General features: G+C 37.1%; 15 protein-coding genes, 1 tRNA gene and 2 pseudogenes. 15 read left to right on the top strand and 3 right to left on the bottom strand.

The annotated features are described in order from the left end of the window. Positions 1–12: 12 nt before the first annotated feature. The 11 genes and pseudogenes from N4G44_RS18525 (at position 13) to N4G44_RS18475 (ending at position 8,733) form a co-directional block, all read left to right on the top strand. Positions 13–615, top strand: coding sequence for an ExbD/TolR family protein (locus N4G44_RS18525; RefSeq protein WP_040997549.1), 603 nt, complete (start codon positions 13–15; stop codon positions 613–615). A 15-nt stretch (positions 616–630) separates the two neighbouring features. Further along, positions 631–1,203 (top strand): ExbD/TolR family protein, encoded by a 573-nt coding sequence (locus tag N4G44_RS18520; RefSeq protein WP_040997546.1) that lies wholly within the window; start codon positions 631–633, stop codon positions 1,201–1,203. Between the two features lie 23 nt (positions 1,204–1,226). Next, positions 1,227–2,066 carry an energy transducer TonB gene (locus N4G44_RS18515; protein WP_474928819.1) on the top strand — a complete coding sequence of 280 codons (840 nt, stop codon included), beginning with the start codon at positions 1,227–1,229 and terminating at the stop codon, positions 2,064–2,066. A 75-nt stretch (positions 2,067–2,141) separates the two neighbouring features. After that, positions 2,142–2,339, top strand: coding sequence for a DUF308 domain-containing protein (locus N4G44_RS18510; RefSeq protein ID WP_474928817.1), 198 nt, complete (start codon positions 2,142–2,144; stop codon positions 2,337–2,339). Then, positions 2,329–3,201 (top strand): PstS family phosphate ABC transporter substrate-binding protein, encoded by an 873-nt coding sequence (locus N4G44_RS18505; protein ID WP_474928815.1) that lies wholly within the window; start codon positions 2,329–2,331, stop codon positions 3,199–3,201. Before N4G44_RS18510 ends, N4G44_RS18505 begins: the two co-directional genes overlap by 11 nt. A gap of 92 nt (positions 3,202–3,293) precedes the next feature. Then, a pseudogene (locus tag N4G44_RS18500) lies at positions 3,294–4,942 on the top strand (tetratricopeptide repeat protein). A gap of 167 nt (positions 4,943–5,109) precedes the next feature. Beyond that, positions 5,110–5,828 (top strand): annotated as a pseudogene (gene bshB1 / locus N4G44_RS18495) (bacillithiol biosynthesis deacetylase BshB1). Between the two features lie 35 nt (positions 5,829–5,863). Next, a tRNA-His gene (locus tag N4G44_RS18490) sits at positions 5,864–5,939 on the top strand. Between the two features lie 340 nt (positions 5,940–6,279). Then, positions 6,280–6,447: a hypothetical protein gene (locus tag N4G44_RS18485; RefSeq protein ID WP_474928813.1), complete on the top strand. Its 168-nt coding sequence runs from the start codon at positions 6,280–6,282 to the stop codon at positions 6,445–6,447. A 49-nt stretch (positions 6,448–6,496) separates the two neighbouring features. Next, entirely contained in the window at positions 6,497–7,444 is a 948-nt protein-coding gene (locus N4G44_RS18480; protein WP_474928811.1) for a ligand-binding sensor domain-containing protein, read from the top strand. Continuing rightward, positions 7,429–8,733, top strand: a complete 1,305-nt coding sequence (locus tag N4G44_RS18475; RefSeq protein ID WP_474928809.1) for a T9SS type A sorting domain-containing protein — start codon at positions 7,429–7,431, stop codon at positions 8,731–8,733. Before N4G44_RS18480 ends, N4G44_RS18475 begins: the two co-directional genes overlap by 16 nt. 172 nt (positions 8,734–8,905) lie before the next feature. Here the strand turns inward: N4G44_RS18475 and N4G44_RS18470 are convergent, their stop codons facing one another. Next, positions 8,906–9,241: a DUF3276 family protein gene (locus N4G44_RS18470; protein WP_034701927.1), complete on the bottom strand. Its 336-nt coding sequence runs from the start codon at positions 9,239–9,241 to the stop codon at positions 8,906–8,908. 99 nt (positions 9,242–9,340) lie between these two features. Continuing rightward, on the bottom strand, positions 9,341–11,002 hold the full coding sequence (locus N4G44_RS18465; protein ID WP_474928807.1) for an ABC transporter ATP-binding protein: 1,662 nt from the start codon (positions 11,000–11,002) through the stop codon (positions 9,341–9,343). Positions 11,003–11,092: 90 nt separating this feature from the next. Between N4G44_RS18465 and nusB the strand changes: the two genes are divergently transcribed. The 4 genes from nusB to N4G44_RS18445 all read left to right on the top strand — a co-directional run bounded on the left by nusB (position 11,093) and on the right by N4G44_RS18445 (position 13,982). Beyond that, entirely contained in the window at positions 11,093–11,998 is a 906-nt protein-coding gene (gene nusB, locus N4G44_RS18460; protein WP_474928805.1) for a transcription antitermination factor NusB, read from the top strand. 222 nt (positions 11,999–12,220) lie between these two features. Beyond that, the gene (locus N4G44_RS18455) at positions 12,221–12,523 is read left to right on the top strand and encodes a DUF1573 domain-containing protein (RefSeq protein ID WP_474928803.1); all 303 of its coding nucleotides are present in this window, start codon (positions 12,221–12,223) and stop codon (positions 12,521–12,523) included. A gap of 6 nt (positions 12,524–12,529) precedes the next feature. Beyond that, a complete protein-coding gene (gene yajC, locus N4G44_RS18450) occupies positions 12,530–12,892 on the top strand; it encodes a preprotein translocase subunit YajC (RefSeq protein ID WP_040997530.1) in 363 nt (120 codons plus the stop codon). A 355-nt stretch (positions 12,893–13,247) separates the two neighbouring features. Then, positions 13,248–13,982 (top strand): SDR family NAD(P)-dependent oxidoreductase, encoded by a 735-nt coding sequence (locus N4G44_RS18445; RefSeq protein WP_474928800.1) that lies wholly within the window; start codon positions 13,248–13,250, stop codon positions 13,980–13,982. 1 nt (position 13,983) lies between these two features. Here the strand turns inward: N4G44_RS18445 and N4G44_RS18440 are convergent, their stop codons facing one another. After that, on the bottom strand, positions 13,984–14,523 hold the full coding sequence (locus N4G44_RS18440) for a hypothetical protein (protein WP_474928798.1): 540 nt from the start codon (positions 14,521–14,523) through the stop codon (positions 13,984–13,986). Position 14,524 lies beyond the last annotated feature (1 nt).

Below are 14,524 nucleotides of genomic sequence, written 5' to 3'. Positions count from 1 at the left end.
TAATTCAAAACAATGGCGAGAGTCAAACCAAAAAGACATGGTGTAGTGACGGATATGACGGCAATGTGCGACGTTGCCTTCCTACTACTTACATTCTTTATCTTGACCACTCAGTTTAAAAAACCTGACGTGGAGCAGATTAAACCGCCATCTTCAATATCAGAGAAGTTACTTCCTGATGCAAGTTTGATGACCATCAACGCTACTCCGGACGGAAAATTCTATTTCCAGCCGGTAGACAACGCATCAGAGAGATTACAGCTTTTAGACAAAATGGGGCAAAAGTATAACATGACTTTTACCAACCAGCAAAAAGCGTCATTTCAGAAAGTACAAGCGATTGGGGTTCCTATGAGCCAACTGAAAGGCTATCTCGATATGTCAGATGAGGAACAGAAAAGTTTCAAGAGTCCTACAGGGATTCCTATGGATAGTACAAATAAGCAGTTAGTAGACTGGGTACAGCAGAGTTTGAGCGTAAATCCTGATTACAAATTGGCAATCAAGGGAGACGTTACTACTCAGTATCCAAAAGTTAAAAGCCTATTTGAAGGTTTAAGAGATATTGATTTTCTTAAATTCTGGTTGATTACATCACAAGAAGGTAAACCATAATAATATCATTTAGAAATGGCAGAAGTACAAGTACAGGAAAAAGGCGGCAAGGGCGGCAAGGTCCGTTCCAAGAAGCAGAATACCAGAGTAGATATGACTCCGATGGTGGACTTGGGTTTTCTATTGATTACCTTCTTTATGTTCACAACCACATTCAGTAAGCCGAATGTAATGGATTTGGGTCTTCCGGCAAAACCGAAAGATGAAAAACAAAAACCACCTCCAACAGAAATTAAACTTTCTAACTCAATTTCTGTCTTATTAGGAAAAGACAACAGAGTTTTCTGGCACCAGCAGGATGCTACTTCCTTGAATGACCAGACTCTTATGGAAACTACTCTTGATAGAGAAGGAATTAGAAAAGTAATTCAGCAGGCAAAATCTAGAGCTGCAGATCAAACGAAATTTACCGTGATCATTAAGCCGACTGACGATGCTGTATATAAGAACTTTGTAGATATTCTTGATGAAATGGCCATTACAAAGAGCGAGCAGTACGGGGTAACCGATGTGAAGCCTTGGGAGAAAGCTATCTATAACAAGAAAGTTGGAAATAATGGAGCTGCGGCTGCACCAGCTACAAAGTAATTTAACCATAAAATTGTATATCTATGGCAGATGAAAATGTGTACAATCAGAATCTTACTTTAGATGAGATTGTATTTGAAAATAGAAACAAGGAATATGGTGCCTATGATCTGAGACATCAGTATCCAAGACTTCTGACAAAATCTTTTATTGTTGGAACGGCATTATTCCTGGTTGCGGCTTTGTCTCCTTTTATTTATCTTACCATTAAGAGACTTACTGAACCGCCTAAGCAGGAAGTAAAGGCAGACTTGGTAAACATTATTGAAGATGAGCCAATTATAGAGCAACCAAAAGAAGAAGAACCACCTCCACCACCTCCTCCAAAAGAAGAGGAAAAAATTGAGGTGATTCAGAACGTGGTTCCTGAGCCTGTAAAAGCTCCGAAGATTGAAACGCCACCGCCGCCAATTTCTAAGCAGTTAGAAACGACGACCGGTCTGAACAATCAGGAAGGGGTAAAAGCTCCGGCTTATACACCACCGCCACCGCCACCATCTACAGGTACTAAAGCAAGTACAGTAGAAGTGAAAACAAATAACCCTAATGAGATCTACAAAGATGTAGACCAGTCTGCAGAATATCCTGGAGGTATGGGAGCATTAAGAAAGTTCCTTGGGGAAAACTTTGATACTTCTTTGATGGAAGGAGGCGAAGGTACACTTAAAGCCAAGCTTAAGTTCGTTGTAGAAAAAGACGGAACTGTTTCAGCAGTTACTATTGAAGAGAAATCTCCAAATAACGACTTCAACAACGAAGCAATACGTGTAGTTAAGAAACTTAAAAAATGGACTCCTGCGAAAAGAAACGGGGAGAGCGTTAGATCTTACTATAGCGTACCTTTCACTATGAACTTTGAATAAGACTTATTTATTCAACTTATAAATAAAAAGAGAAGCATATGCTTCTCTTTTTTATTTTTTTGGTATTTTTGTTACATGATGTTCAATTGGTTATCCTTAGTTACAGGATTATTTTATATCGTATTGGGAGTTGTGGTTATCACCTACAAATTTTTCTTTACGGTTTTAGAGCCTGCTATTGCTTATGCAATGGGTGCAGTGCTTATTCTTTATGGAATTTTCAGAATCTATAGAGCAGTGTCAAGACTTAAAGATTCAGGAAATGAGAAATAGTTTAAAAATTGCGTTGCTTTCTATAATGAGCATCGCCGCTGTAAGCTGCAAAAAAGACGACAAATCTCCGTCCTATCATAAAGGAGATCTTACCATACTTACCGATGAATCTTTTAAAAGCGTTACCGAAGCTTTGGCAGACGGATATATGATTAATTATCCGGAAACCCATATTAAGATTGTAACGCAAAAAGAAGATCTGGCTTTCCTTGATCTGTTGAAGGATAAAGCAAGGATAACAGTAATGTCCAGGGATCTTAGCCCGGAAGAGAAAAAAGCATATGAAGAACAGGTAGATCTTAAGTTTCTTCCTGCAAAATTCGCTGCTGATGCGGTTGTATTTGTTGTTCCTAAAGATTCGCCGAAACAGAGTATTTCCATGGATGAAATCAATAAGGGATTACAATCCGATGCGAAGAACTTTATTTTCGACGGAACTAACTCAAGTAACCTGAACTTTGTTGCCCAGAAACTTAAAAAACAACCAAAAGAACTCAAATTTTCCATTATTCCCGGAAACCAGAAAATCATAGAAGAATTAGGAAAATATCCGGATAAAATTGGAGTGATAGGGTTGAACACTTTCAGCCGTCCTTATGATAAAACTTCTGAGAAGCTGAGAGATATGGTGAAAATTCTTCCTGTAGAAAATAACGGAAAACTATACACCGCTGATGCTGCCGGCCTTCGTGAAATGGAATACCCTTTTACCCGTGTTCTCTATTTTTTAACCAATGAAGGAAATTTTAATATTGCAAACGGATTTATCAGATATTCATGTACCCAGCTAGGGCAGATGATTGTACAAAAAGAAGGTTTACAGCCCTATAATATATACAAAAGGGAGGTACAAATGCGTTAAAAAATATTAAAATAATAGTACCCACTTTATAAAATATTATTTTGGTCTGAAAATTGTGGAGCATATAACTCAAAATATAAGAAAAATATAAAATGAAAGATATAATGATTATGAATGTAAAGAAAATTGCTTTTGGAGCTGCCGTAGTATTTTTTCCGGTTTAGCCACTGCACAAACACTGCAGGATGGTATTAACAGCATAGACAGTGATAAATTTGCCCAGGCTAAAACCAATTTCACAGAAATGGTTGCCAAAGCACCAACAGCAGAAAATTACTTCTATTTAGGAAACACATACCTGAAGCAGGGAGAACCTGATTATGCTAAAGCTGTTGAAAGCTTTAACAAAGGTTTAGCTGCTGACAGCAAAAGCTATCTTAACAAAATAGGTCTGGCTACTGTAAAATTAGGTAAAGGAGATAAAAGTGCAATTGCTGAAATTCAGAAAATTGTAGCAGATTCAAAAGAAAAAGATGCTGAAGTATTATTCAGAGCAGCAGAAGCTTTAACATTGTTCGAAAAGAACAGTGCACCTGATGCAGCTATCCAGTATCTGACAAAAGCTATTGAAAAAGCTGAGAAAAAAGGAGTTCCTGCTCATTACTACTACACACTTGGGGATGCTTACAGATTGAAAAGAGTTCCTGGTGATGCTATGTCTGCTTATGACAAGGCGCTTCCTTTAGCTAAAAATAAAGCATCTGTTTACACAAGAATGGCTACCTTATGGATGGCAGCACAACAGTGGCAGCAGGCTAAACAAAGTATTGACAAGGCAATTGCTGTAGATGCAACCTATGCACCTGCATACAAAGCATTAGCTTCTTACGATATCAGATACCAGCAGAATGCAAAAGCAACTCAAGACCTGATCAACTATACAAAATATGCTGATGAGGATCCATATACCCAGTTGGAAATTGCTAAATTGTATTTCACGAACGAGGATTATGCGAACTCTAAAACAGTTCTAGATAAGATCTTTGATAAAATTGATGATCCAATCAAATTTAAATTAAGAGCTTACCAGTCTTATGCAGACGGAAAATATGCTGAAGCAAAGCAAAATATGGATACTTTCGTATCTCAGGCTGAGAAAACAAGAATTCAGCCAGCTGACCAGGGTCTTCAGGGACTTATTGCAGCAGGTTTAGCTAAAACTGAAACTGATGCTGCTAAGAAATCAGCTTTAAATACAGAAGCACAGCAAAAAATTGCTATTGCCAAAGCTGCTAAAGATGAAACAATGAAGTGGGATATAGAGCTGGCTAACATCGCAGGAGGAGGTGCTTCTCAGGCTGAAGCAGAAAAAGGACCTACCACTCCTGAAATTGAAGCATTGAAGAAAAAAGTAGCTGCTAATAAAGAAGATTCAGATTCCCTGTTTAAACTGGCAACAGCTTACCAGGATGCTAAGAACTGGAATGGTGCAGTACTTACATGGCAGAAAATGAGTGCCCTTCTTCCGGATTGGGCTCCAGCTTACTACAGCCAGGGGTATTCTTACCAGCAGGCGGGAAATAATGATGCTGCAAAATTAGCTTATGAAAAATTCATCAGCACAGTAAAACCTGCAGATCAGGAAGCGAACAAGCAGACTTTAGCGTATGCATACTTTGCAGTAGCTTACATGAGCAAAGATTCCGACCCTGCAAAAGCTAAAGATTATGTAGCTAAATCATTACAGCTTGATCCTACTTACCAGGATGCTGTAAAATTAAATGCAGAAATCAACAAGTAATTTAAAGTTTAAATTATAGATATTAAAACTTCCCATTCTCAATGTTTGGGGAGTTTTTATTTTAAGTCTTATCTTTGAAAATATGAAACGCCGGGGTTAAAAATTCGAAAATATGAGAAAGATCATTGGGCGTTCCATCTGACAAATTAAAAAAATAAAGAGAACAGATGAAAACAGATATACTTGCTTTTGGAGCGCATCCCGATGATGTAGAGCTGGGATGTGGTGGTACTATCGCCAAAATGATTTCGGAAGGGAAAACATGCGTTATCGTAGATCTTACAAAAGGAGAACTCGGGACCAGAGGAACAGATGAAACCAGAAAAGTAGAAGCAGGAGAGTCTGCAAAGATCCTTGGAGTTTCTGCCAGGGAAAATCTTGGAATGAAAGACGGGTTTTTGGTTAATTCTGAAGAATACCAGATAGAGATCGTAAAAATGATTCGCAAATACCGGCCGGAAATCGTCTTAGCCAATGCAATTGATGATAGACATCCGGACCATGCAAAAGGAGCGAAATTAGTATCGGATGCGTGCTTTTTATCAGGTTTGAGAAAAATCGTAACGGTTTTGCAAGGCGAAAACCAGGAAGTATGGAGACCAAAGCAGATTTTCCACTATATCCAATGGAAAGATATCAAACCGGAATTTGTTATTGACATATCAGAACATCTGGATAAAAAGATTGCGGCCTGTATGGCTTTCAAAACACAATTTTATGACCCTACGTCCAACGAACCTGTTACTCCGATCGCAACAAAAGATTTTTGGAAAGTCTGACGTACCGTGCTCAGGATTTGGGAAGATTATCGGGAGTGACTTATGCTGAGGGATTTACGTCTGAGAAGTTGATTGCGATGAAAAATTTTGATGGAATTGTTTGGTAATTAAAAAATCTTTCCTATATTTGCACTCACAAAACGGTGATTGTAGCTCAGTTGGTTAGAGCGTCGGATTGTGGTTCCGAAGGTCGTGGGTTCGAGACCCATCATTCACCCAAAAAAGTACACTTTTAAAGTGTACTTTTTTTATTTCTATATACTATAAAAAATACCTATTCAAGAAAACACTTTTTGGTGTGTTAATTTCTGTTAATTGTTTGATAATCCAAGAGAAAAGTATATTTTTGCAGTGTCAACATACATGATCAGCATGATAACTGTTGTCATTAAAAACTAAAACCTAAATTTGAAAAACAATTAAACCATGAAAATACTTCCCTGAATTTATTCTGTTAATTCATCAATACTCATTTCCGGCAATTTAGATTAAAGCAATCCCTTGGGATTCTTTAAAAAAATAAATTGTGTATTCATTTTAATTATTTCAGCAATCCTATTGGAAACTATTGATACTGAAAACGACTGCAGATGCTCTGCCGTTAATGATCCTGTATGCCCAATTAACAAAATACTTTTAAAGTCAGAATTTGATTTTGAAAAGTTTCCATCTTATGGAGTTCAGAAACCATTCAAACGAAGCGGAACCGAAAAGCTAGACGAGTAGGGAAATATTACAAAACTTAAGCATGAAAAGAATTATTTTACTTAAAACCATGAAAAAACTCTACTTTTTACTTTTAATTTTCAGTTCGCTTTCTGCATTGGCACAAACGTATACTTATACAACTTACAATACTTCAAATTCAGAAATAGGAAGCAATTACATTGCAGATATTAAAACCGATGCCAATGGCTTGCTTTGGCTGGCAACTTCCAATGGAATTTCAACTTTTAACGGAACAACCTTCACCAATTATAATACTGCTAATTCCGGTATTGCATCCAACTTAATTCTAAAAATTCAGATTGATGGTTTGGGAAGAAAGTGGCTTGCATCACAGCTTAATGGAATTATTTTGTATAACGGAACCACCTGGACTAACTATACAACTTCCAATTCTGGGTTGCCCACTAATGCAATTAACGATATAGCCGTTGACGGGCAGAATAATCTTTGGATTGCAACAGATTCAGGACTTACAAAATTCAACGGTACTACATGGACTAATTATTCTGCTTTGAACAATCTGAATTCTGTGGCAACTGACAATAATAATGGCGTTTGGGTTACAAATGGAGGTTCATTGTATAAATTCAATGGAACTGATTTTGATTTTATAGCCCAGGGAACTGAAAGAATATTGAGAATTGCCAACAATACAGTATTTGTGAAGGGTTCTGATAGCTTAGTTACATTAACAACAAGCGGAACTAATCTCACATTCACCTATCAAAGCACCTCTTGTCTTGCAGGATACAATCTGAACGCTTTGGATGTTGATGTCAATAATAAGGTGTGGATTGGTTTTAATGGGGCTGGCCTGCAAAACTTTACGAACTGTACGACTTATACCAGAAACAATACAAATTTAGGTTTACCGGATGACTATTTCAGTGCAGTTAAGACACAATCTTCAGGAACTATCTGGCTGGGAACATTGCAGCTTGGTTTGACGAAAATGTCGCCGGGAGCTGTTCAAACGGGTTGTTTTCAAAAATAAACGCGGGTAGTCTGCACAGTGTAGCTATAAAAACAGACGGAACATTATGGACATGGGGGAATAATTATTCAGGACAATTAGGAAATGGAACAACCACTAATTCGTCAACCCCAAAACAAATAGGAACAGGTAATAACTGGAAAGAGATTGCCGGCGGGAGCAGCCACACCATTGCACAAAAAACAGATGGAACATTATGGGGCTGGGGTGCCAATTCAGGTCAATTGGGCAATGGTACAAATACAGAGCAGCACACACCGGTACAAGTAGGAACCGCTACTGATTGGAAAACTTTTGATACAGGAATGTACCATACGGTGGCTATAAAAAATAACGGAACACTATGGGCCTGGGGGCTTAATCCTTACGGACAGTTAGGTACAGGCAGTACTACGACCAGCTTAGTTCCCATTCAAATAGGAACTGCTACTAATTGGCTAGCCGTTCAATGCGGGCAGGATTTTACCATTGCATTGAAAACAGACGGAACATTGTGGGCCTGGGGAAGTAATACTTATGGAACTATTGGAGATGCTACCAATACCAACAGACTGGTGCCTACTCAAGTTGGAACCGCTAGTAACTGGCAAAGTCTTGGCGTAGGAGGGCTACATGTTGCTGCATTAAAAACAGACGGAACTCTGTGGACCTGGGGATATAATGCTAACGGACAATTGGGAGACGGGACAACTGCCAATAAGAATGTTCCAACGCAAATCGGAACAGCTACTAACTGGCAGACCATTGCCTCAGGAGGAAATCATACTACTGCTATAAAATCCAACGGGACGCTTTGGACCTGGGGAAGAAATCAGTATGGGCAGCTAGGAAACGGACTTACTACAAACAGTAACATTCCTTTGCAAATAGGCAGTCTTACAACGTGGAAAACTGTTGCCGGCGGAATATCACATACATTTGCCTTAAAAAGCGATGGAACCGTGAGTACATGGGGATTAAATCTTTATGGTCAATTAGGTGACGGTTCCACGGTTGATAAAAATGTTCCAACGGCTATTGCATGTCCTACTTTAGGTGTTGATGATTTTACAAAGTCGAACAACACGTTAAAGGCTTATCCGAATCCGGTTCATGACAAGCTTATTATTTCACTTGATAAAAAGATTTCTTTAGTATCGGTTTATAATGTATTAGGGCAAGAAGTGTTGAATAAGACAATAAATGCTAATGAAAGCACAATAGATTTTTCCGGCTTTGCATCAGGAGTTTATCTGGTTAAAGTAAATTCAAATGATGAAGTAAAGACATTGAAAGTTATTAAAAAATAAAATGGATAATTAGGTTAATCATCAGACTCATGTAGTCTGGTTTTTAACTATCACTCATCAAAAAAGTACACTTTTAAAGTGTACTTTTTTATTTTATCAATGAGCTTCAGTTAATTTTGGGCATAAAAAAAGCACCTTTTTCAGATGCTTGTGTTTTTAGAATATTCTTTTTTTAAACTTCGTCGTCAGAATCAATTGTGAATGATTTGCTTTTGAAGTCTTTGTCATGTTTTTCTGATATTACATCCTCACCCTTTTCATTAATGATGAAATCTGTGGATTCATTAAACATCTCCTGGAAACTTTTAAAATCTTCTTTGTAAAGATAAATTTTGTGTTTCTCGAATGTAGCTTCCCCATTCTCTCCGAAATTCTTTTTACTTTCAGTAATCGTAAGATAATAATCTCCTGCTTTCGTCTCGCGCACATCAAAGAAATAAGTTCTTCTTCCTGCTTTTAACACCTTCGTGAAAATTTCATTTTCATGGCGTTCCTTGTATTCACTCATTGTTAGATATTTTTTAATCTTGTTAAGAACAAATATAAAAGAATTCTTTTAATCACAAAATTTTTTTTATGATTTATTTAACAATTGAGAACGAAATGGCTAAGCGGTTACAGAATTGGTAATTTCGGTTAAGTTGATGATTTTGTCAGCTCTCTGAGCGCTAGACTCTCTGTGTGTGATAATTATGGACGTAGCGTTGCTGATTTTCCGGTCGATATTTTCAAGGATATTCTGTTCCGTTTCTGTGTCCAGGGCAGACAGGGAATCATCGAAAATAATGATATTGGGGTTCTTAATTAAAGCTCTGGCGATACAAATTCTTTGCTTTTGTCCCCCCGAAAGCATTACTCCACGTTCACCTACGAGTGTTTTATACTGGTCTTTAAATCCGATAATATTTTTATCTACGTCAGCAATCTTAGCATATTCCACCACTTTTTCATGGGAAGGATGGTCGATAGCAAAGCCGATATTATTTTCAATAGAATCGGAGAATAAGTAACTTTCCTGAGGAATATAACCGATGAAATTCCTGTAATTCGTCAGATTATGGTCCTTCAGGTTTTTACCGTCAATTAAAATTTCCCCTTCCGTAGGATCAATCAGTCTGCATAGAAGAAGGGCAATGGTAGATTTTCCGCTTCCTGTTTTACCCATGATCGCAAGAGATTCTCCGGCTTTAATTGTAAAACTCAGGTTATCCAGGGCTCTGATTCCTGTATTTGGGTAAACATAAGAAACATTCCTGAATTCAATATCTCCTTTAATAGGATAGTTCTCGAAATTCGTATTGATGACTTCTGATTTTTTCTCCAGGAATTCATTAATCCTCTGCATCGAAGCCTCAGCTCTCTGGTTTACGGAAGTTACCCATCCCACCATTGAAAACGGCCAGATCAGGATGTTGATATACATGAAGAAATCAGCAATTTTACCAACGCTTAATTGCCCGGCAATATATTTCTGACCGCCGATTAATATGACAGCCACATTCAGCAATCCGATTACAAATAAGATAATGGTAAAGAAATACGCTTCGGTTTTCGCCAGATCCAATGCTTTGTTTTGATAATCGGTAACTTTTATACCGTAATTTTTCTTAATGTAATTTTCTCTGGCAAAAAATTTCACCACCCGAATTCCGGAGAAACTGTCCTGTACAAAAGTAGAAATAGCAGACTGGCTTTTCTGCATAATCTTGGACTTCTGGTTGATAATTGAGCTTACCTTAAATATAATGTAAGATAAAATGGGAAGCGGCAAAAGAGTCCATAAAGTCATGGAAGCATCGGTTTTTACCATATAAATACTCGTAATCAGAAGAAGGATCACGAGATTCACCACATACATTACCCCCGGACCCAAGTACATTCTTACGGCCACAACATCTTCACTTAACCTGTTCATCAGGTCACCGATGGTAGTTTGTTTATAATCTGTAAGAGAAAGCTCCTGGTAGTGTCTGTAAATTTTATTTTTCAGTTCATATTCAATCCTTCTGGATGCCACAATGATCGTCTGGCGCATCATAAACGTAAAAAATCCTGTGAGAAGCGAGCAGCCGACAATGATAGCCACATACACCAAAACCTGTTTGTTAAAACCCAGGTTTCCGCTTTTTGTAAGCTCGTCTACAGACTTTCCTACAAACTGAACCTTATAAATGTTGAAGAAATTACTGGCAATGATAAATAATAACCCCCAAAACAATAATATTTTGTGCTTCCAAAAGTAAGGGTTTAAGGTTTTTAGCGCTTTCATAAAGTTTTACAAATTTACAAAAATGTATACATACTACGAATTTCATCAATTTTAATTTTTGTATCTTTGCACCCATAAAAAGCTCTTTGAATGTTAGGAAGACGACAAATCCGTGAAAAAGTAGTACAGACAGTGTATTCATACTATCAGAATCCTGTAAAGTTTGATGTTTTAGAGAAAAACATGTTCTCTGGAATAGAGAAAATCTATAATCTCTATATCTATCAGCTTAATTTTTTGGTGGCTCTGAAAGAATTGGCAGAGACCCAAATAGAAATCGGTAAGAACAAATATATCAAAACCGATGCTGATATCAACCCTAACCAAAAATTCATCAATAACCAGGTACTGATCAAGCTTGAGGAAAATCCTGAAAGATTATTTTTTACAGGCCAGCACAAGCAGCTGAAATGGGATCTGCATGATGACTTATTGGTGAAAACGTTCCAGAGGATTACTGCAGGAAAGCGTTACCAGGATTTTATGAAAGAAGACGGATACTCTTTTGAAGACGATCAGAAGTTTATCGGAAAACTTTTCCTGAGATATATTGCTGAAAATGATGATTTCCAGGATTATCTTAGTGATAAAGAACTTTCATGGTATGACGATATCCATATCGCCAACTCAATGGTACAGAAAACAATCGGTTTCCTGAAAGAAGATGAAGAAAGCAGAACTTTAATTAAAATGATTAAAGATGAAGAAGACAAAACTTTCGCTGCAAAACTTCTTAGAGACACCCTGAACAACTGGGAAGCTAATGAGAAAAAGCTGAGCGAAAGACTGGAAAACTGGGATCTGGAAAGAGTTTCCCTAATGGATAAAGTAATTCTGGCTACGGCTATTTCAGAGCTGGATAATTTTCCTTTTACCCCTTCAAGAGTTATTATCAATGAATATATTGAAATTGCGAAAGTATTTGCAACGGACCGTTCCAATATCTTCATTAACGGAATTTTGGATAAATATTGTAAAGATCAAAATAGAATTTAACATGAAAAAGACATTATCAATTATCGCTTTGTCTATCATAGGCCTGGGTCTGGTATCTTGTAAAAAGAAAACCAGCAAGCTGCTACAGGAACAGAAGTTGCTAATACTACAGATTCTACAGCAGGTGCAACCAATTTAGCTCCGACTAATTCTGCAACGGCACCGGTTTCTGCTGAAACAGCTGCTGCTACAGCTCCGGTTTCTAACCAGCCATTAACAACTGTGGCCCTGTCTGAAAATAACTTCGATTTTGGAAACATCAAAAAAGGAGATAAAGTAGAGCACGTTTACGAAATCACAAATACTGGAAAAAATCCTTTAGTGATCTCCGAAGTAAAGCCTGGATGCGGATGTACGGCTCCTGATTTTACAAAAGATCCTATCCTTCCGGGTAAAAAAGGAAAAATTACCTTGCATTTTGATTCTTCAAGCTTCGACGGAAACGTTCAGAAGTATGCAGATGTATTTGCCAACGTAGATAAAGCTCCTATTAAATTAACGTTCACAGCGAACATTCAACCGTAATACAATATGTTGACAATCTTTTTACAGGCACAGCCACAAGGATCTTCATCAATGATGCTGATCATGATGGGGGTGATGTTTGTCGGGTTTTATTTTCTGATGATAAGACCGCAGATGAGAAAACAGAAGCAGGAAAAAAACTTCCAGGAAACTTTAAAAGTCGGAACCAGAGTGGTGCTTACTTCAGGTCTTCACGGAAGAATTGCCCAGGTTCAGGATGACGGATTCGTGATCGAAACTTTATCCGGAAAACTGAAATTCGAAAAAGCGGCTGTTTCAAGAGAATTTACTGAAGCGCGTTTCGGAGATAAAGCAAAAGCGGCTGATAAAACAGCTGAGAAAAAAGAAATTGAAACTGAGAAAAAATAATTTCCTGGTTTGAAAATATTGAGCCGGCGCGGTGAACGAAGTTCACCGCGCCGGTCTTTTTATAAGCATAAATGCATTTTTTTATTTAACGCAAAGTTTAATTGTAGTACTACATATTCTAAGCTTGCAAAGAAAAAATCAATCAAAGATTGATTCTATTAAACGTGCGAATAAAACGCATGCTTAAACAGTGACGAAGTCACACCTCTTTGCTTCCTAAAATTACCACAATTAGAATTTAACCTTTGCGTGAAAAAGCTCAGCGACTTCACATTTTATGCACTTTAATTTTAAAAATCCCTCAACTCTCTTTAAAATTCATGTTTCATAAAACCAAATAAAATATCTTTGCGGGATGAATCAAAATACAGGCAAAACCGTTCTCATTTTAGGCGCCAATTCAGATGTAGCCAAACAATGTATCAAACAGTACCTTGAAAAAGGATTTTCTGTGATAGCGGCTTCAAGAGACACGGCTTCGCTTCAGAAATTTATCGGAGATCATCACCTTGATCCGTCAAAAATTACTATCCTTTATTTTGACGCTGTAGATTTTGATTCTCATCAGAAATTTTATGATCAACTTCCTGTAAAACCTCATATCGTAGTGTATGCAGCAGGTTTTTTGGTTGATAATGAAAAGGCTTTAAGAGATTTTAAAGGTACAAAGCAAATGATGCAGGTGAATTATATGGGGGCCGTTTCCATCCTTAATATCATTGCTATGGATACAAACAATAAAAACCTGGAAAGAATTATAGGATTGTCTTCTCTCTCGGGAGTAAGGGGACGAAAGAGTAATTTCGTGTATGGAAGTACGAAAGCGGCTTTTACAACCTATTTGGCCGGTTTAAGACAGGAACTTTCATCCAGAAAAATAACAGTCAATACTTTGGTAATTGGCTATATCAGAACCAAGATCAATGAGGGGCTCCAGCTTAATGAATCGCTGATTATGGAACCGGATTATGTGGCAGAACATATCGTCAACGCAGGCAACTCTTTTACCATTGTCCCGAATATCAAATGGAAGATGATTTATATGATTTTAAAAATACTGCCTGAAAGTTTGGTGGCAAAACTGCCTTAGATCATTCATTTTTAATGACCACTTTTGAAAGACCTAAGCTTTGCATTAAAACGTTATAATTGTTGAGAAAAAGGATATTATTTCCGTATTGTGAAAATCTTAATTGCTCTTTACTGTCTTCAATTAAAAAAGAATTTCCACTATTACCGTATTCTTTATCTATAAATTTCGATTTCATCAGATTGTTAAAGTAATTTATCAGGCTTAATTGTTGTGAATCAGATAGAACAAAATGATGAGTAGTATCTTTATTTTGGATAAGTGAACCTGAACTATCCATCTTATCACAACTGACTTTATATTTTATATAAGTTAATTCAATTTTGCGTTTTGTTTGATAAACTTTAATAATTTCATCATGGCCTCCCCATTCTCCACAATCTGCAAATCTTGATTTTATGAATATGGTATCTTCCTTATCGAAACTAAATATATTTTCAAATGAATATTCGGGTTGCCCTGAATTACCTTTCCCAAAATTTTCTTTTTTAGAACAGCTTATAAAAAATATTAATAGAAATATTAAAGATGTAAACTTCATT

It is taken from the genome of Chryseobacterium sp. GTID13 (assembly GCF_056172655.1).
Note: the sequence above shows the minus strand (reverse complement) of the source record. Positions and strands in the feature narration are given on the sequence as shown.